Source organism: Mesorhizobium sp. WSM4307 (assembly GCF_007003945.1).
Lineage (GTDB): Bacteria > Pseudomonadota > Alphaproteobacteria > Rhizobiales > Rhizobiaceae > Mesorhizobium.
In genome coordinates this window covers 214809-234891 of sequence record NZ_VFTB01000001.1, presented here as the reverse complement: position 1 = coordinate 234891, position 20083 = coordinate 214809, and the positions used below count along the sequence as shown (strand labels likewise).

Here is a 20083-nt window from a genome sequence, read left to right as displayed (position 1 = left end):
CTGCAATTATGGATCAGGCCAGCGGCTTATCTGGGTTTGCCGCGGAATAGTCCTGCCGCACCACGACACTGAAGAACGATGGTTGAGCCTACCTCACCACGCGTTTCTCGAGCTTGCGGGCCAAAGTGCGCCGATGCAGGCCGAGCCGGCGCGCGGTTTCGGAGATGTTGAAGCCGGTCTCGACGAGCGTTTCGTGGATACGCTCCCATTCGAGGTTCTTGATCGAGGTGGGACGGCTGCTCAACGAGACGGAAACATCGCCCTCGGCCCTGCCGAAGGCGGCCTCGATGTCGTCGGTGTTGGCGGGCTTGGCCAGGTAATGACATGCGCCAAGCTTGATCGCCTCGACAGCCGTGGCGATGCTGGCGAAGCCGGTCAGCACGACGATCCTCATCGACGTGTCACGGGCGCTGAGCAGCTTGACGCATTCCAGCCCGGAGCCGCCGGCGCCAAGTTTGAGATCGACGACGGCGTAGGCCGGAACCGCTGTTTCGAGGGCGCCGAGCAGCTCATCCCTGCCGTGGCAGACCACGACGTCGTAGTCACGCTTTTCGAAGGAGCGCTTCAGCGTCTTCGCGAAGGTGGCGTCGTCCTCGACGATAAACAGGGATCGATCAGGCCTCATGATCATCTCCATCGGTCAGCGCCGCGAGCGGCAGCGAAAGCGTAACACAGGCGCCCTGCTCCATGTTGCGCGCGGAAAAGTCGCCTCCCAGCTTTCGAACCACGTTGACGACGAGGAAAAGGCCAAGGCCACCGCCCGGCCGTCCCTTGCTCGACATATAGGGCTGACCGAGTGCGGCCAGAATACCCTGGTCGAAGCCCGGCCCGCGGTCACGCACCGAAATCACCAGTTTCTCGCCCTGCCGCTCGGCGGCGACGCCGACCCAATCCTGCGATGCCTCCAGAGCATTGTCGAACACATTGAAGATGACCTGCTTCAGCGCCGTGTCGGACACGATCTGTTCGTCAGGTTCGAAATCGTTCTTGTACTCCAGATTGAGCGGCTGGCGGCTGACACGCCATTCCTGGACGAGATCGTCGAGGAAATGGCGGATGCTGGTGCGGATCGTGCCCTCTCCCCGCGCCTGCCCCGACGACATCAAGATGCCCGAGACGATGCGTTTGCAGCGTTCGATCTGCGCCTGCATTTCGGCCACGTCCCCGGCCAGTTCGCGGTTGCGCGTGACGCTGCGGATCTGGCGCCAGTCGGAGAGGATGACGGAGATGGTCGACAGCGGCGTGCCCAGTTCATGCGCGGCACCGGAGGCCAGCAGGCCCATGCGAACGATGTGATCCTCCTCGGCCGAGTGCTGGCGTAGATCGGCGAGATAGGCGTCGCGCTCGCGCAGATTGCGGTTGATGCGCGTCATGAAGATGACGATCAGGCCGGCCGCCAGCACGAAGCAGATGAACATGCCCCTGATATGCAGGGCCAGCAGGTCGCTGCCGCCGTGATGCGGGATGGCGATCGGCTGGAACTGGAAGGTGAGGAAGACGAAGCAGGCGGAAGCGGCGGCCACCAGGCTCCAGGTGGACCAGGGTGTCAAAAGCGCGGCGCCAAGCGTGATCTGCAGTAGGTAGAGCGACACGAACGGGTTCGAGGCACCGCCGCTGAGGTAAAGCTGGGTCGTCAGCGCCGCCATGTCGAAGATGAGCGCGACGAACAGTTGGGCGTTGCTGATTGGCCGCTGGCCCCGCGAAGCGAGCAGGCTGAAGATGTTCAGCCCGACCAGGAAAAGCACCACCCCGGCCATCTCCCCCAGCGGCAGCGGGATGTCGAACCAGTATTGCGTCACCAGAATGGTGAGCACCTGACCCGCCACCGCCAGCCAGCGCAGTTGGATGAGCAAGAGCAGGTTCTTCCTGTTCGCCGCGTCGGGATCGGGAACCGCGCCGTTCCTGCCCGCAAGCGATGCGGCCGCGAAGGATTTGTCGTTGCGAAGCGTTTGCGTCGGGACGCTCATCGTGCCGGTCCTCGCCGCCGGCGGGCGCCAATCATCGGCGCGGCCAGGGCCGCGGCAAGCATCGCAGCGAGCGTGAACCAGGTCAAAGCATAGACGAGGTGGCTGTTGCGGAAAGTCACGACCGTCAGGCCGCCGCGCGGCCAGCCCGCGGATGCTTCCGCATCGACGAAATAAGGGGCGATGTCGTTCGTCAGGCCGCGCGTGGCTGCGATGGCGGCGACGTCGCGCGAATACCAGCGATTGCCCGCCGGATCATTGCTGCGCAGGAAGCCGCCGCCCGGCTCGCTCATGCGCAACAGGCCGTCGATGACGGTCGGCGAGCCGAGCCCGCCGCTTTCTTGTTCGAACTCGGCCTTGCGCTCCTGGGGAATGAAGCCGCGGTTGACCAGCACGACGAAGCCACGGTCGGTCCGCATCGGCGTCAGCACCCAATAGCCGCCGCCAAGCTCTGTCACCGCCTGCACGAGCGTGTTCTTGCCGCCCAAAAAGCGTCCGGCCAACCGCACATGGCTGTACTCGTAACCCGCGGCGGTCATGCCGCCCCATGTCGCCGGGCCTGGCGCATCGACAACCGGCGCATGGATGCGCTGGTCGACGCGTGCGATCAGGTCGAGCTTCCAGACCCGCCTTTCCAACTGCCATATGCCGAGCCCAACGAACACCGTCACGCCGAGGAGCCCAAGCAATGCGAGAAAAAGCCGCGACGCGGATGACCTGCCGGCATCCTTTCCTGGCGCGGCGGGCAAGCTGATGCCGGCCTGCCCGATCCTTACTTCGACAGTGGTCCTCCCCGCGCCCGGCGCCGGGCTCATGGCATCTCGCGCATGTCGTGAAGCCCGGGCATCATGTTGGCGTTGAGGTGGTACATGACCCAGAGCGAGCCGGTCAGCACGATGACGACCAGGATCAGCGTGAAGATCAGCGCCAGCATCGACCATCCGCCCTCCGAGGCGGTGTTCATATCCAGGAAGAAGACCATGTGGACGACGATCTGCACCACCGCGAAGGCCATGACGACGATGGCCGTGGCCTGCTTGTTGTCGATGGCGCCGCTCATGACCAGCCAGAACGGAATGGCGGTCAGGATCACCGACAGGACGAAGCCGGTCAGATAGCCCTTGAACGACCCGTGCGCGGGCCCGCCGTGGCCGTGACCCGAGGCGTGATCATGAGCGCTCATCGCAACATCCCCATCAGATAGACGAAGGTGAAGACGCCGATCCAGACGACGTCGAGGAAATGCCAGAACATCGAGAGGCACATCAACCGGCGGCGGTTGGCCTCGGTGAGGCCGAACCGGGAGACCTGCGTCATCAGCGTCACCAGCCAGACGGTGCCGAAGGTGACGTGCAGCCCGTGCGTTCCGACCAGCGTGAAGAAGGACGACAGGAAGGCGCTGCGCTGCGGCGTGGCGCCTTCATGGATCATGTGTGCGAATTCGTAGAGCTCGATCGACAGGAAGGCCAGGCCGAACAGGCCGGTCACGGCAAGCCACGCTTGCGTCGCCGCGACGCGGCCCTTGTCCATGGTCAGCATGGCAAAGCCATAGGTGATCGAGGACAACAGCAGCATGGTGGTGTTGACCGCCACCAGATCGAGATCGAACAGGTCCTTTGGCGCTGGCCCCGCCGCGTAATTGCCGCCGAGCACGCCGTAGGCCGCGAACAGCATGGCGAAGATCAGGCAGTCGCTCATCAGATAGAGCCAGAAGCCGAGCATGGTGCTGCTGCCTTCGGCGTGCGCATGCTCTTCTTCCAGGTGGAAGACCGGTCCGGTGCCGGCCGTGGTCGCACTCGAATCCATGATCAAACCCTAGCCCTGGGCGGCGAGGAGCGTCGTCCTCGCCTCCTCCGTCTGCGTGACCTCGGCAGCCGGAATGTGGAAGTCGCGGTGATAGTTGAAGGTGTGGCCGATCGCGGTGGCGATCAGGCAGACGAAGCTCAGCGCCGCCAGCCACCAGATGTACCAGATCAGGCCGAAGCCGAGCGCCACGCTGAAGGCGGCCAGGATGACGCCGGTGCCGGTATTGCTCGGCATATGGATCGGCTTGAAGCCGGAGAGCGGTCTGACATAGCCAGCCTTCTTCATGTCCCACCAGGCGTCATTGTCGCGCACGACCGGCGTGAACGCGAAGTTGTAGGCGGGCGGTGGCGAGGACGTCGACCATTCGAGCGTGCGGCCGTCCCAGGGATCGCCGGTCGGATCGGTCAGAGCCTCGCGCTTGCGGATGGAGACGAAGATCTGGATCAGGAACGCGGCGATGCCGGCGGCGATCAGCACCGCGCCGAAGGCGGCGATGACGAACCATATCTGCAGCGAGGGATCGTCGAAGACACGCATGCGGCGCGTCACACCCATCAGGCCGAGTATGTAGAGCGGCATGAAGGCGAACCAGAAGCCGACCACCCAGCACCAGAAGGACACCTTGCCCCAGAACGGATCTAGCTTGAAGCCGAAGGCCTTGGGCCACCAGTAGGCGATGCCGGCGAACAGGCCGAACAGCACACCGCCGATGATGACGTTGTGGAAATGCGCGATCAGGAACAGGCTGTTGTGCAGCACGAAGTCCGCCGGCGGCACGGCAAGCAGCACGCCGGTCATGCCGCCGACGACGAAGGTGAGCATGAAGGCCATCGTCCACATCATCGGCAGTTCGAAGCGGATGCGGCCGCGATACATTGTGAACAGCCAGTTGAATATCTTCGCTCCCGTCGGGATCGAGATGATCATCGTGGTGATGCCGAAGAAGGAATTGACGCTGGCGCCGGAGCCCATGGTGAAGAAGTGGTGCAGCCAGACCAGATACGAAAGGATGGTGATGACCACCGTGGCGTAGACCATCGAGGTGTAGCCGAACAGCCGCTTGCCGGAGAAGGTGGAAGTGACCTCGGAAAAGACGCCGAACAGCGGCAGGATGAGGATGTAGACTTCCGGGTGACCCCATATCCAGATGAGGTTCACGTACATCATCGGGTTGCCGCCGAAGTCGTTGGTGAAGAAGTTGGTGCCGACATAGCGGTCGAGCGCCAGGAGCGAGAGCACCGCCGTCAGCACTGGGAAGGACGCCACGATCAGCACGTTGGTGCACAGCGACGTCCAGGTGAAGACAGGCATGCGCATCATGGTCAAGCCGGGCGCGCGCATCTTGATGATCGTGCAGATCAGGTTGATGCCCGACAGGGTGGTGCCGACGCCCGCCACCTGCAGCGCCCAGATGTAATAATCGACGCCGACATCCGGACTGTAGCCGATGCCGGAGAGCGGCGGATAGGCGAGCCAGCCGGTGCGGGCGAATTCGCCGACGAACAGCGAGGCCATGACCAGGATGGCGCCGCCGACCGTCATCCAGAAGCTGAAATTGTTGAGGAAGGGGAAGGACACGTCGCGCGCGCCGATCTGCAGCGGCACGACGAAATTCATCAGGCCGGTGACGAAGGGCATCGCCACGAAGAAGATCATGATCACGCCGTGGGCGGTGAAGATCTGGTCGTAGTGATGCGAATTGAGGTAGCCCTCGGAGCCGTTGAAGGCGATGGCCTGCTGCAGGCGCATCATGATGGCGTCGGAGAAGCCGCGCAGCAGCATGACCAGGCCGAGCACCATGTACATGATGCCGATCTTCTTGTGGTCGACGCTGGTGAACCACTCGCGCCACAGGTAACCCCACAGCTTGAAATAGGTGATGACGCCGAAAAGGGCGATGCCGCCGAGCGCCACCGCGACGAAGGTGGCGACGACGATCGGCTCATGCAGCGGCAGCGAGTCCCAGGTGAGACGGCCGAAAATGAATCTGGTCAGCGTATCGGGCATCGGCTGTCTCTCACAATTCGCGCCGCAGCAGGCCGAGCGGCGGCGTATCCGCCTCGGCGCGACGGCTCTCGGTCTCGGGCCTCAGCAGCCCTGCCCCGCGCAGCGGGGAAAGGTTCCTGGCCGGCCAATCCGCCGGCGTCGCATCGCTGGTCGCGCGCGCCGCGGCAGCCGCCTCCTCCGCCGTGCAGATGCTGGCGACATAGGACGGATCGTTGCCGAACACCGCACCACGCCGGGCGAGCTTGTCGTATTGCAGCGGCAGCGTGTTGCGCACACCGGCAAGGCCGAGGCCACCTTTGGCGTCGATCGACATCATCTCGTTCATGCACATCTTGCCGCGCTCGACGCACAGATTGAGAATGGCGCCATAAAGATCGGGATCGACGGAGGCATAGTGGCGGACCGGCTCGTTCTCGCTCGGCTTTTCAAGTTCGAGATAGTTGTCGCGGCTGAGCGCCGCCGACGCGGCCCTGGCCTGCGCCACCCACTGGTCGAAAGCCTGGTCGGACAGGCCGTGGAAGGCAAAGCGCATCCCCGAAAAGCCGGCGCCGCTGTAATTGGCCGAGAAGCCGCTATAGGTGCCCGGCCGATTGATGACGGCGTGCAGCTTCGTCTCCATCGCCGGCATGGCATAGATCTGCCCGGCAAGGGCCGGAATGTAGAAGGAATTCATCACCGCCGACGAGGTGATGCGGAAGTCGATCGGCTGGTTGACCGGCGCCGCCAGCTCGTTGACGGAGGCGATGCCGTAATCCGGATAGATGAAGAGCCATTTCCAGTCGAGCGCCACGACCTCGACCCGGAGCGGCTTGTGCGCTTCAGTGACCGGCTGGCCGGGCTCGATGCGGTCGATCCGGCGGTAGGGATCGAGCAGATGCGTGCCGAGCCAGGTCAACGCGCCAAGGCAGATGATGATGAGCAGGGGCGCCGCCCAGATCACCAGCTCCAGCTTCGTCGAATGATCCCAGTCGGGCGCATAGGTCGCCGCGGTGTTGGATTGCCGATAGCGCCAGGCGAAAAAGACAGTCAGCGCCATGACCGGGATGATGATGACCAGCATCAGCAGGGTCGAGACCACGAGCAGGTCCCGCTGCTGGGCCGCGACATCGCCGGCGGGCGCAAGCACGACCAGATCGCAGCCGCTCAACAGCCCGGCCAGGGGGAACAGAAGCAAGGCTCCAAATCGTTTCATCAAACGCTGCCCTCGAAGGACCGCCGCAACCGTTCATGTTGCAGTGCGGTATCGATCCAAGGGCTACTGCTCGCGGCGCCGTGGTGACATTGGACAATTTGTCCAATGCCCAGCAGGCATGGCTTTGGCGCAGTGTGCAGTGCACAATGGAACCCTTGGGGAATCCCCGGAATTGGGTTCCGGACACTTCATTCCACGCGGTGGCGACGGATAAGATGGCTCAGACTTCGACTGCCGAAACGAACAGCGAACTGATCGGCTCGCATCATGGCCAGGTCAGCGCGGGCGATATCGCGGTCGGCGTGATCGTCGGCAGGACGTCGGAATTCTTCGACTTCTTCGTCTATGCGATCGCCTCCGTCATCGTGTTTCCCAAGCTGGTGTTCCCGACTCACGATCCGCTCGTCGGCACGCTCTATTCCTTCTGCATCTTCGCTTTGGCCTTCGTCGCGCGTCCGTTCGGCTCCGTGCTGTTCATGGCCATCGACCGCGCCTATGGCCGCGGCGCGAAACTGACGATCGCGCTGTTCCTGCTCGGCACGTCGACCGTCGCCATCGCGTTTCTGCCGGCCTATGGCGACATCGGAGCGGTCGCGGTGTGGCTTTTGGCGCTTGCCCGCATCGGCCAGGGGCTGGCGCTCGGCGGAACATGGGACGGACTGCCCTCGCTGCTGGCGCTGAACGCGCCGCAGAACCGACGCGGCTTCTATGCCATGATCCCGCAGCTGGGCGCGCCGATCGGCCTTATCGTGGCAAGCTCCCTCTTCGCCTTCTTCGTCGCCAACCTGTCGGCCGACGACTTCTTCTCCTGGGGCTGGCGCTATCCCTTCTTCGTCGCCTTCGCCATCAATGTCGTGGCCCTGTTCGCCAGGCTGCGCATTGTCGTCACGCCTGAATTCTCGAAATTGTACGAGAGCGGTGACCTGCAGCCGACGCGCATCAGGGACACGATCAGGGCGGAGGGCCACAACGTCGTCATCGGCGCCTTCGCGCCGCTGGCGAGTTTCGCCCTGTTCCACATGGTCACGGTGTTTCCGCTTTCCTGGGTGTTCCTGTTCACCAATGAGGGGCCGGCACGCTTCCTGATGATCGAGGCGGTGAGCGCGCTGTTCGGCATTGCGGCCATCGTCGCCTCGGGGCCGCTGGCCGATCGCGTCGGACGCCGTGCGCTGCTCGGCGGTTCGGCGATCGCCATCGCGACCTTCAGCGGCTTTGCCCCGCAGCTCCTGGACGGCGGCGCAGACGGCGAGGCGCTGTTCATGGTGCTGGGCTTCATCCTGCTGGGGTTGAGCTTCGGGCAATCGTCGGGCGTCGTCGCCTCGAGCTTTTCGCGGCAATATCGCTATACCGGCTCGGCGATCACCTCGGATCTGGCGTGGATGTTCGGCGCCGGCTTCGCGCCGCTCGCAGCCCTGCTGCTGGCCGGCAATTTCGGCCTCATCGCCGCCGGCGCCTATCTGCTGTCGGGCGCTGCCTGCACGTTGCTTGCCCTGTGGATCGACAGGCGCCGTCCGGCCGCGGACCGTCAGCCCGACTGATCCGCCCAGTTCGCGATTACGGATGGTGCGGTCGATTGCAAGGTCGAACCGGCCCGGCAGGCCATTGCCATGCTCGCCTGCCCAATACGGCATGCGTATTTTGCGCGGAAGGACCACAAAATGGAATCGAGCACCCTGCCGGCCAATCGGCCAGCGGGACACCGCTTCGCTTTGCGAGATGCAGTTATTGCGCTACCCGCACGATAAGTTTGCCGAAGTTCTTGCCTTCGAGAAGGCCCAGGAAAGCCTGCGGCGCGTTCTCCAGGCCATCCACTATATCTTCCCTGTAGCGGACCTGGCCGGACGCGATCCACCCGGCCATATCGCGATAGAAGACGGGGCGCTGGTCGACAAATTCGCGCTGGATGAAGCCCCTGATCGTCAGGCTGCGGTAGAGCACTTGCTGCATCAGCGTTGGCAGCCGGTCGGCGGCGGAAGCCGCGATGGTGTTGTATTGAGCGATCAGCCCGCAGACAGGCACACGCGCGAACTCGTTGAGCAGGGGAAACACCGCATCCCAGACAGGACCGCCGACATTCTCGAAATAGACGTCGATGCCATCGGGACAGGCAGCCTTTAACTGCTCGGCGAAATTGTCGGCCCGGTGGTCGACGACCGCGTCGAAACCGAGCTCCCGCCGCACGAAGGCGCATTTGTCGGCGCCGCCGGCGATGCCAACGGCGCGCGCGCCCTTGATGCGTGCGATCTGGCCGACAGCCGAGCCGACCGCCCCGCTCGCCGCCGCCACGACCACTGTCTCGCCGGCCTTTGGCTGCCCGATGGTGAGCAGGCCGGCATAGGCGGTAAAGCCCGGCATGCCAAGCACGCCGAGTGCGGTGGTGACTGGAGCCGCCGCGGGATCGAGCTTGCGCAGCCCGACACCGTCGGACAGGGCGAAGCCCTGCCATCCCGAGTGCGACAGCACGATATCGCCTTCGGCGAAACCGGCATGGCGGGATCTGACGACGCGCGCAACGGTGCCGCCCTCCATCACGCCGTCGATCTCGACCGGCTTGGCATAGGATTTGGTGGCGTTCATGCGGCCGCGCATATAGGGATCAAGCGACAGATAGAGGATCTGCAGCAACAGTTCGCCCTCGCCCGGCTGGGTGATCCCAACGGACTCGATGCGAAAATCGCTCGGCTTCGGCCGGCCTTGCGGTCGCGCCGCAAGCACGATGCGAATGTTCGTTTCAGTCGACATTGGCTGCTCCGTTTGAACAACGTTCCACGCGAAGAACAGGTGCGGCTATTGGGCCGGGATTCTCGTGCGGCGTCGATCCCTTTATACCGTCGTCCGGTGCAAACGTCCTCGTCGGATTCACCAGCTGCGACACCGCATGGTTGGAGGGTCGCCGCCGGGGGATGCTCGGGCTCAAGCCCGTTTCGGGATCTGGATGTCCTCGAGCAGAAGCGTCAGCGCCATGGCGACGAAATAGAGCGCCGCCACCCAGATGAACATCACGTTGAAACCACTCGAATAATGGGCGAGCACCACGTCGCGGGCCGCGGCCGGCAGGCTTGACGCCAGATGCGGGGTCAGCCCGGTCAAGCCATCCGGCAGCAGAGCGGCGGCATCGGCGGGAAGCTGCGAGGTCTGCCGGTTCAGAGTCCAGGTCATCACCGCGCCGTTCAGCGCCAGTCCCAGCGATGCCCCTATCGTGCGCGCCTGGGTGATCAGCGACGTCACCGCGCCGATATCCTGCAGTGGTGCGGCGGCCTGGATCGCCACGATCAGCACCTGGAACTGCAGGCCCATGCTGATGCCGAACAGGCCCATCATCACCGCCAGCACCCAGATCGGCGTGTGCGAATTGATGAAGACAAAACCTATCATCAACACCCCGCCAATAGCCATCGCCACCACTGGCATCCATTTGTAGCGGCCGGTCGCGGCAATCACCCGCCCGGCCACGATCGAGATGACCATCGAGGTCAGGGAAGCCGGCAGGAATAGGAAGCCGACTTCGGCCGGACTGAGCCCGGTCAACGTCTGCATGTAGAGCGCGAAATAGAAGAACATGCCGAGCGTCACCGATCCGGCAACCACCGACACGCCCGAGACGATGCGCACTGTCGAATTGCCGAACAGCCGCAAGGGCACGATCGGCTCCTCGGCCCGCCGCTCGACCAGGATGAACGAGGCGATTGCCGCCAGCGCGACGACCGGCAGCACGAAGGTGAGCAGGTCCGGCCCGGCGGGGTCGAGCACATGATAGCCCCAATAGACGATTGCCGTGGTGCCGATGGCCAGCAGCAAGCCGCCCAGATAGTCGATGCTGTGCCTCTTCTCGTTGAACCGGCTGCGCATGGCGAATGCCAGGATCGCCAGCACGACGATGCCGATCGGCAGATTGACCAGGAACACCCAGCGCCACCCGAACAGGCTGGTGATATAGCCGCCGGCCAAGGGACCGAGGACCGACGACAGGGCGAACACCGCCGAACTGTAGCCTTGGTATTTGGCGCGGTCGCGCGGCCCAAACAGTTCGCCGATCATGGCGAAGGCCGAGACCATCAGGCCGCCGCCGCCGATGCCTTGCAGGACGCGCGCCGCGATCAGGCTCTCCATGGACCAGGCCATGCCGCAGACCAGCGAACCCAGCAGGAACAAGGCGATCGCCGTCAACACCACGTTCTTGCGGCCATACATGTCGCCAAGCTTGCCGTAGAAGGGCGCGACGGCGGCGGTGGACAGCAGATAGGCGGCGCCGACCCCGCCGAACAGATGCAGGTTGCCGAGTTCGCCGGCAATGGTGGGCAAGGCGGTAACGACGATCTGCATGTCGATGGTGGCCATGAACATGGCGATCAGCGCGCCGCAATAGACGACCAACGTCGTCATGTCGGGCTTGGCCACGGCCTCTGCGGGCGGCGCGTCCGGGAGGGTCGAGTCGATGCTCATGGGGTATCTCCGACGTTCGGGGCCGGTTTATGTGCCCGCAGCAGATATATGTCAATATCAAATATATGCTATAAGCATGTAATTGACATCGGCATATATTTTTGCTAGCGCGCTGTGACATGAGCAGCAACGATACCGGGCCGGGCAAGGCCGATCGATTTTCTGGCGTATGCCAGACGCATGGCGATCAGAATCTCGCCGATCTGGCGCGCAGCAACGGCCTGTCCGAAGCGGCGGCCGACGCCGTCGCCGCAATCGATGCGGTGCTGAACAAGGTACGCCGCTCCATCCAGCGCCGGGACTTCGGCCGCTTGATCCTGGCCCGCATCGACCCTTCGCTGGAGGTGAGCCATCTCGATGTCATCATCGCCATCGCGCACAATCCGGCCGTCGGCGACGCACCGCCGGACGAGGTGACGGTCGGCAACATCGCCGAGCGCCTGGGGATCGACCCGTCCCGCGCCAGCCGCATCTCGGCCGATATCGTCGAGCGCGGCTACGCCTTGCGCGTCGCATCGCAACTCGATGCCCGCCGCATTTGCCTCAGGCTCACCGCCAGGGGCGAGCGCCTGGTGACGGCGGTGCGCCAGACCAAATGGCGGATTTTCGCCGAGGCACTGGCGCAATGGGACGAGCAGGAGTTGGTGACGTTCGCCACCCTGCTGGAACGCTTCGCCGGCTGGGCGATCGATGAAGCAGGGATGAGCAGGGCCGCCGACGCCGTCAAGCAGATGATGGACGAGACGGAACCGGTGTAGGGCCTGCCGGGTTCGACCGCCAGCCGGAGTTGGCACGAACCGATGAAGCGCACGACAGGCGCGCGCATGGATCATTGCCGCCGAAGGCGATAGAGCTGGCGAAGAGTTGTCCGTGCCCATCCTTGGCGGATGCCAAGTGCAGCGCTCGCCACCATGAAATTCTCCGCCGTCTTTTTGTGCCGGTGATGCAGCGCGATGGATCGCATCATTCGAAAAGATGCTCGATCCGTTCACTGAGCTTGCGCAGTGTTCTTTTTTCTCCCCCGAAAATAAGTCTGTGGATATTGGCCTGGCGACGAGAGCGTGTCGTATCCACCAAATGAAAGGTGCGTAACGATAAGCAACTTGGCTCGGGGGACTCATGAAACGGTTGCTTGTTGGCGCGGCAGTGCTTGTCGCGAGTGTCGTCGGCGCGGATATTTCTTCTGTCTCTTATATTAGCCGAAGTGCAGGAATGGCAGCACTCGCGCAGGAGAACCAAAGCTCTTCGACGACTCCAGGAAATGCTGCCGCCGGCTACGGCAATGGCGGGGCGGCGCTGGGAACCGGCGGCCAGGCCGCGGGCAGCCCGTCGAGTTCCCCGTCGGCGCAGTCAGCCGGAGATGGTTCATCAGGGACCGGCAGTCCGGACGCTGCGGCGAAGGTCGGCGCCAGGCCGGCCGAGGCCAAAGCCGGCGACGGCAGCAGCACTACGGATGGCACCAAGGCGGCCGACACCGAGACGGCGAAGACCACGGACACCGAGGCCGCCCCGGAGGAGTCGTCGGCGCAGGCAATGGCTGCCGCGACCACGACGACCGACAGCGGCGATCCCGAGGCGATCGGCACACCGAAGGTTGATTTGCCCAAGGCGGCCGGCAACGGCAATCTCGGCTATTCGATCGGCATCGACGTTCCCGCCTTCCACGGCATCGAGCCGCAGATCGCGCTCAACTACAATTCCTCGCGCAAGACCAAGCTCGGCGGCCTCTACCAGGGCTGGCTCGGCTATGCCTGGGGTCTCGATGGCTTCGACGTCATCGAGCGGGCGAGTCCGGGCTATGGCATGCCCGAGTTCCTAGCGACCGATATCTTTCTGCTCGATGGCCAGCCGATGTTTGTTTGCACGACCGGCATGGTTTCGCCGTCCTGCTCGAACGGCGGCAACCATACGACCGAGAATGAAACCTATCGCCGCATGGCGTATAGTTCGGCAGCCAATGAATGGAAGGTGACCGACAGGGATGGTACGGTCTCGACCTTCCAGTCGGTGGCGGCGGTCGCGGGCATGGCGGCTTCTGACCTTGCCACGAACTATCGCTGGCTGCTGACCTCGGTCACCGACACCAACAACAACACCGTCAGCTACAGCTACTCTTGCCCGGCGAGCCCGGTCTGTTATCCCAACATGATCACCTACAATAGAACGGTGATCGGTTTTCATTACGAGACGCGGCCCGATACGATCCTGATGGGCAATGGGCGCGACATCTCCGAGACGACCCGACGCATCAAGTCGATCAGTGTCTGGGTCAACAACGTGCTGCGCACCGCCTACAAGCTCACCTACGACCAGGCGCCATTCTCCAACGCCTCGCGGCTCACCGCTGTCACGCGCTACGGCAGCGATGCGACCGTCGCCGCCGACGGCACCATCACCGGCGGCACCGCGAAGGTCATGGCCCAGATGAGCTATCAGAATACCGATGGGGTGTATGGGACGGTGGCGTCCGACATATATGGCGGTCAACCCCTCATTTGGGGAGACAGCGCCCACGATAAGCCGCGCGAGGTTGGTGATCTCAACTTTGACGGGCGCGATGAAGTTTACGGCGACTATATCGAATCCAAAACCACCCGTAGCGGCGGCAGCGGCGGCGAAACGACAACCACAAAAAGAATCTACAAGAGAGTAATCCGATTTGATGCCAGCGGATCGCGTGTGGACAGCAAGACGATACAGATAGACACTTTGGCACAGGATCCGCCGGCCTACGCCGGATGGGACTTCTCAGGCCCCGGGCGTTTCCTTGGCTCCAAGAATACCATGGATTTTTTTCTTTATGACAACAAGGTCACCAGCACAAACAACCAGGGTACTCCTATTTTCTATTCACCGACCGGTGCTCTCCTGCTGACCGACAGTCAGTTGGGTATGACGAAGGTGGACTGCAAACCCACGCCACCATCTGGATACGAAGTCGACTGTAATGCAGTTCCAGCGAGCGTGACGGCACCATATCCTGACAGCATTTCCTTTGCCGCGGACGCAGACGGCGACGGCATCGATACGGTGAACATTCATGACTACGATGACCATGAGATCGGTGTCGGCGATTTCCTTGGCAATGGTCATCAACAGCCGCTCTTTCGCACGCCGGGTCCTGCCGCCCAAAAGGGCGTACTCTCAAACGGCAAGTGGCAGCGCAGCGGGACGTCATTCGGGATCAATTGTCCAACAGAGTTTTACCACGGCAGTGGCACCTGCGCGCTGGTTGACCTCAATGGTGATGGCGCGACGGACTTACTCCGCTACGACGGCAATGGCGGTAATGTCTGGCTATGGTTGTCTACCGGTGTTGGCTTCAAAAGCTATTCGGTTTCATCGATTTCTGCTGGATCCATAGTCTTGCGCGATTTCGACAATGATGGACGCATGGACGCCATCATTATACCTAGCCCGCTAACACCGCCGCCGCCCCAGAGCAAAGGCTCGGTCAAAGTCTATTCACTTCGTCCTTCATCGACAGCGGTGGCGCCGGTGCAGTTCACATTGGCGACGCCGATCACAGCCGGCGTCGTTATTGGCGACTTTAACGGCGACGGCCTGCCTGATTTTACCGACTACAGCAACATGTTCATTTCGAACGCTGGCACCGGCAACCCGAACCTCCTGAAGCAGATCACCACCGAACTCGGCGGCACGGTCGCGGCCGAGTACACGCCGTCCTCGACCTGGACGAACAACTACCTGCCGCAGGTGGTGCATGCGGTGACGAAGCTCTCCGTCAGCGACGGACGTGGTCAGACGGCGGTGAGCACCTATCAGTATGCCGGCGGCAAGTACGATCCGGCGGCGCGCAAGTTCTTGGGTTTTGCCTCGATCGTCGAGACCAGGCCGCTGGCCAATGGCGAGACGGCGCCCTCGACGGTGACGACCACCTATCGCCAGGATCTGGCGAGCTACGGCCTGCCCTCGCTGACGGTGTGGAAGGATGGTGCGGGTGTCGTGCACAAACAGGTCGCCGAGACCTACGCGGTCAACACGGCGGCAAAGCCCTACACCGTGCAGAACACGGCGACCGACACGACGTTCATCGAGAATGTCACGTACACGCTCCGGGTCGAGCGGGGCTTTGACGCCTATAACAATGTCGTCAGCCTGAAGGACTATGGCCGCACGGACGCCAGCGGCGACGAGACCTGGACCGAGCGCTTCTTCTCGCCCAACACCTCGGCCTACATCGTCTCCGCCCTGATTGCCGAGCGGACGCATGCCGGCCTGACCAGCACCGATCCCTATGTCGGCTACAGGCACAATTACTATGACGGGAATACCGACGTCTGGGCGGTGCCGACCAAGGGCAATCTGACCCGGGTGCTGACCGTCAGCGATGTCACCTCGACGCCGCAAAAGTCGGTGAGTCAGTACTTTACCTATGACAGCTATGGCAACAAGATCTCGGCCACCAACGGCCTCGGCCACAAGACCGAATGGGACTATGACGCCACCTATCACCTCTACCCCGTAACCGAGCGGGCACCGCGTTACTTCGCGACGGGCGGGCAGACGGCCGACACGCGCTTTGTCTCGACCGCCACCTACAATTCTGTCTGCGGCCTGCCGGCGACCAGGACCGACTTCAACGGCCTGGTGAAAACCTTCACCTACGATCCGTTCTGCCGTCCGTACCAGATCTCGCAGAGTGTGACCGGCGCCTATGTCAGGACGCAGTTCTTCGCCGAAGGCGATCCGAACAATCAGCGGTTGATCAAATACACGCCGCTGCCCAATGGCGCGGGTGAGGACTTTACCGTCTCCCGCTATGACGGGCTTGGCCGGGTCTATCGCGTGGAAGCCCCCGGCGATACCGCCGCTGCTCCAAGGCGCTTCACCGAGACCGACTATGACCCGCGCGGCAATGTGCTGCGCACCGCGTTTCCGCATTTCACCGACCAAACGCCGCAGTGGACCACCAACAGCTACGACTGGGCCGACCGGCTGACGAAGACCGTCAATCCGGATGGCAGCCAGCGCAGCTATCTCAACGACCTGGCCACCGCGCCCACCACCACCCCGCGACTGCATGGCACGACAATGACCGACGAGCTCGGCCACCAGACCCGAACGGCATGGTCGACGCGTGGCGATGTCGCGGGCGTGGTTCGTGACTTCGCCGGTCTTCAGCTGGCGCAAACCCGCACCTTCGACGTGCTTGGCCGGCTGGTCGGCCTTACCGACACCAGCGGCTCGACCTGGACCTACACCTACGACATGCTCGGCAACCGGCTGTCGGCGACCGATCCCGATCTCGGCACCTGGACCTATGTCTACGATGGCGCCAACCGGCTGATTAAACAGACCGACGCCAGGGGCACGGTCACCAATCTCAGCTACGACCAGATGGACCGGCTGACGCTGAAGACGGCAACCGCACCTGGCGGCAGCCCGGTTGTGCTGACCCAGAACACCTATGACCAGGCGGCTCCAAGCTATTGGTACAATATCGGCCAGCTCACCACCTCGGCCAATGCGACAGCGGCGCACAGCTACAATTATGACGGGCTCGGCAAGCTCGGCCGGCATGACACGACCCTTGCCGGCCTGACACACATCACGGTCGATATCCATGACAGGTCCGGCCAAATGATCCTGAAGAATTATCAGGCGCCGTCGGACCTGTGGTTCGGCACTTGGGACGACCCGCTGCAATACACCGCCGGCAACAGGCTCTACTCGGCTCCCGGCTTCATCACCTCGACCGTCTACGAGGCCGATGGCCAGACCAAGGAGATCACCTACGCCAATGGCGTGAAGACAAGCTTCACCTATTCGCCGACCCGCCGCTGGCTGACGCGCGTCACCACGTCCAAGGGCGCCACCATCCTGCTCGACGACCAGTATGCGCGCGACGCTCTCGGCCGCATCACCACCATCACGGGGCGGACACCCTCCGGCAGCTGGACCTATGGCTATGACAATGCCGACCGGCTGACCTCAAGCATCAACCTGGGCAACACCAGCTTGAGCGAAAGCTTCGTCTATGCCGCCAACGACAACATGCTTTCGCGCAGCCGCGTCGCCGGCAGCTATGTCTATCCCGCGGCCACATCCCCTCGCCCGCATGCACCCGTCAGCGTTGGCGCCAATGCGATGGCCTATGACGCCAACGGCAATCTCACATCGGACGGCAGCCGCACGCTGAGCTGGGACGAGGCCAACCGGCTGAAGACGGTCAGCCTGGCTTCCAACACCGTCAACCTTGCCTATGGTCCTGACGGAGCACGGGCAAAGAAAACATCGAGCTATGCGACGACGCTCTATCCCGACGCCGATGTCGAGATCAATCCGGCGACGCCGGGCGCGGAAATCTACACCCGCTACCCCCATCCCGACATCAAGGTCGTCAACGGCGTCAAATATTTCCTCCATCGCGACCACCTGGCCTCGGTGCGCATGGTCACTGATGCCTCGGGCGCCATCGTCGAGCAAACCAACTACGCCACCTACGGCGAGCGCCTCAACACCGGCTTCCAGACCCAGAAGAGCTACATCGGCGAACGCTTCGATGCCGAGACCGGGCTGCTGTATCTCAACGCGCGCTACATGGATCCGGTGCTGGGGAGGTTCATTTCGCCGGATGGCTGGGATCCGACCAAGGAGGGCGTCGGTACCAACCGATACGCGTATGCACTGAACGATCCGGTCAATAAGAGTGATCCGAATGGGCATTCTGTCGAGACAAACGAGCCTGACTCGAAATTCAACTCGATCAACGGAACGTTAGCACACGACAAATTGGCAGGCAGCTTGGCGGGCGGTAATAGTAAAGGGCATCAATTCACACCAGAAGTTAGCATAAAGCAGATGGCAGATGATTTAGTTGGATTCATTACAAGTCGAGGTAAATTAGGTCTAAAGAGCAGACCAGACGCCATCCAGATAACAGGTCCAAAATCGGCCAGCTACTTCGATTGGAAGCCGGTAACACACGTATACCGTGCCGACCTTCAGGCAAAAGACGCCGCTCAAGCTAGCAAATGGGAGGCTGCAGCGAAGGCTTTGGGTATCGATTTGCGCCCAGCAACGCCTGACGAGATTTCTAAGGCAGTAAAGGATCGGGCCGTCATCGGCCAGATAGTTGGAACCGATTTGAGCAATTACGATGTTATTACTTACACAAGCAAAATACATGGTATCGCGAACTATGATCTCGTAAAGACCAATACTAACGTATTTGACAACGCACGACAAAATGCGAGCAATTGGGCAAATGATGCGCTAAACGGACTTATTCAGGGGATTGAAAGAGGTCCACCAATCGCCATGCCAGGCCCAGTCGGCCGTCCACGACCGCGCTTACCATAAGCGACTAGAGGAGAGATTACGTGACTGATGCGAGAATGCAGGGCTTGCGGGATCTATTGGCTGCACTTTTGCGTGATTTTGACAGCCACGGAGGTGGCTTTAGCGGAATTAGTTATAATTCTCCGTGGCTTATGGCGACAGATTTTTGGGCGAAACGCTCCGGGTGCTTTGTCGATGAGCTTAAAGAGATGATAACAAAAATACGCAGTGCCGACCTTTGCGGGATTAAGCCAGATAATAAAAATAGAGAGATATTTGAGAATTTCAAGAAAGCTGTTGAGAGTTGGAGATTGGAGGTTGACTATAGCACCTCTCCGCTGCGCTTGACTTCAAATGACATGAAGATATCCAATTATAGGCACCTAAAACCGTATATTTTTAATACGATTCCATCGATGAATCTGGATCATCCGACCGTAGAGTTTGATGGCAGCGATTTGGTTTTCTCAGGTTTTTTGAATGATAGGTTTGGCCATCGAGTGTCTATGCGAATGTCGGTGAAAACCAGATACGGGGGTAAAATTTGGTTGAGTTTTCGTTTTCCGTATTTTGGACAAGGCGAGCCAGCTTTACTTACTCACAATGACCTCACCGCTCTAACCCTTAGAAATCAAGTAAATTTTCCGGAAATTCCTGAGCTTGATTGGATTGCTCCTCGTGAGCATACGAATTCTGATATCATTGACTCCGTTCTTGGTATTATACGAGCTATTTCGCAATACCTTATTCCCACATGGCATTAGGAATTACGTTGTGAAGGAATTACGGTGACAGTGCACTTTTTACCCTGTTCGCCTGGCTGTCGCTGCGTTTAGATCAACCGCATGGCTCGCCTTGCCCGTATCGTCGTTCCCGGTTTGCCGCATCATGTCACGCAGAGGGGCAATGGGCGGGCCAAGGTGTTTTTCACGCCCGAAGCTACGCGCTCTACAAGACCCAGCTGGTCGAGCATTCTCGCGCTGCCAATGTCGGCATCTGGGCGTGGTGCCTGATGCCGAACCATGTTCACCTGATCCTGACGCCGGCCGACCCGGACGGCCTGCGGCGCGCGCTGGCCGACCCGGACGGCCTGCGGCGCGCGCTGGCCAAGGCGCACCGCGCCTATGCCGGCATCATCCATGCTCGGCAGAAGAAAACCGGACATTTCTGGCAAGGCCGTTTCGGCGCCGTCGCGACGGACGAGGACCACCTTTTGTCGGCGGTGCGCTATGTCGGATTGAATCCTGTGCGCGCAGGGCTGGTGAAACAGGCGGCCGACTGGCCCTGGTCAAGCGCTTCGGGCGCACCTGACACGCGAGCCCGATGCGTTGCCGATCTGCAGCCAGTCAGCGTAATTCCATAGGTG

14 protein-coding genes are annotated in these 20083 nt (G+C 61.9%); 5 read left to right on the top strand and 9 right to left on the bottom strand.

Annotated elements, in window-relative coordinates:
• Positions 1-88: 88 nt before the first annotated feature.
• From FJV83_RS01005 to cyoA, 7 genes are read right to left on the bottom strand one after another with little or no spacing between them, the layout of a single operon-like run.
• Entirely contained in the window at positions 89-625 is a 537-nt protein-coding gene (locus tag FJV83_RS01005) for a response regulator transcription factor (protein ID WP_179296128.1), read from the bottom strand.
• On the bottom strand, positions 615-1967 hold the full coding sequence (locus FJV83_RS01000; RefSeq protein ID WP_142886875.1) for an ATP-binding protein: 1353 nt from the start codon (positions 1965-1967) through the stop codon (positions 615-617). The genes FJV83_RS01005 and FJV83_RS01000 overlap by 11 nt, the downstream gene beginning before the upstream one ends.
• The gene (locus tag FJV83_RS00995) at positions 1964-2779 is read right to left on the bottom strand and encodes an SURF1 family protein (protein WP_245438177.1); all 816 of its coding nucleotides are present in this window, start codon (positions 2777-2779) and stop codon (positions 1964-1966) included. The genes FJV83_RS01000 and FJV83_RS00995 overlap by 4 nt, the downstream gene beginning before the upstream one ends.
• Positions 2776-3147, bottom strand: a complete 372-nt coding sequence (gene cyoD / locus FJV83_RS00990; protein ID WP_142886876.1) for a cytochrome o ubiquinol oxidase subunit IV — start codon at positions 3145-3147, stop codon at positions 2776-2778. Before cyoD ends, FJV83_RS00995 begins: the two co-directional genes overlap by 4 nt.
• Positions 3144-3770 (bottom strand): cytochrome o ubiquinol oxidase subunit III, encoded by a 627-nt coding sequence (gene cyoC / locus FJV83_RS00985; protein ID WP_142877575.1) that lies wholly within the window; start codon positions 3768-3770, stop codon positions 3144-3146. Before cyoC ends, cyoD begins: the two co-directional genes overlap by 4 nt.
• A 9-nt stretch (positions 3771-3779) precedes the next feature.
• Positions 3780-5777: a cytochrome o ubiquinol oxidase subunit I gene (gene cyoB / locus FJV83_RS00980; protein ID WP_095791098.1), complete on the bottom strand. Its 1998-nt coding sequence runs from the start codon at positions 5775-5777 to the stop codon at positions 3780-3782.
• 10 nt (positions 5778-5787) lie between these two features.
• Positions 5788-6969 (bottom strand): ubiquinol oxidase subunit II, encoded by a 1182-nt coding sequence (cyoA, locus tag FJV83_RS00975; protein WP_142886877.1) that lies wholly within the window; start codon positions 6967-6969, stop codon positions 5788-5790.
• Between the two features lie 215 nt (positions 6970-7184).
• On the opposite strand from cyoA, the gene FJV83_RS00970 reads away from it, so the two are divergent.
• Entirely contained in the window at positions 7185-8507 is a 1323-nt protein-coding gene (locus tag FJV83_RS00970) for an MFS transporter (RefSeq protein WP_142886878.1), read from the top strand.
• Positions 8508-8691: 184 nt separating this feature from the next.
• On the opposite strand, the gene FJV83_RS00965 is transcribed toward FJV83_RS00970, so the two are convergent.
• Both FJV83_RS00965 and FJV83_RS00960 read right to left on the bottom strand, forming a co-directional pair.
• Positions 8692-9711, bottom strand: coding sequence for an NADP-dependent oxidoreductase (locus FJV83_RS00965; protein WP_142886879.1), 1020 nt, complete (start codon positions 9709-9711; stop codon positions 8692-8694).
• Between the two features lie 171 nt (positions 9712-9882).
• Complete coding sequence (locus FJV83_RS00960; RefSeq protein ID WP_142886880.1) at positions 9883-11412, bottom strand: MDR family MFS transporter; 1530 nt, start codon at positions 11410-11412, stop codon at positions 9883-9885.
• A 119-nt stretch (positions 11413-11531) separates the two neighbouring features.
• On the opposite strand from FJV83_RS00960, the gene FJV83_RS00955 reads away from it, so the two are divergent.
• From FJV83_RS00955 to FJV83_RS00935, 4 genes are all read left to right on the top strand, one after another.
• Entirely contained in the window at positions 11532-12170 is a 639-nt protein-coding gene (locus FJV83_RS00955; protein WP_142886881.1) for a MarR family winged helix-turn-helix transcriptional regulator, read from the top strand.
• A gap of 370 nt (positions 12171-12540) precedes the next feature.
• Complete coding sequence (locus FJV83_RS36280; RefSeq protein ID WP_185973454.1) at positions 12541-18738, top strand: RHS repeat-associated core domain-containing protein; 6198 nt, start codon at positions 12541-12543, stop codon at positions 18736-18738.
• 20 nt (positions 18739-18758) lie between these two features.
• A complete protein-coding gene (locus FJV83_RS00940; protein ID WP_142886882.1) occupies positions 18759-19481 on the top strand; it encodes a hypothetical protein in 723 nt (240 codons plus the stop codon).
• A 44-nt stretch (positions 19482-19525) separates the two neighbouring features.
• Positions 19526-20080, top strand: a complete 555-nt coding sequence (locus tag FJV83_RS00935; RefSeq protein ID WP_348629244.1) for a transposase — start codon at positions 19526-19528, stop codon at positions 20078-20080.
• Positions 20081-20083 lie beyond the last annotated feature (3 nt).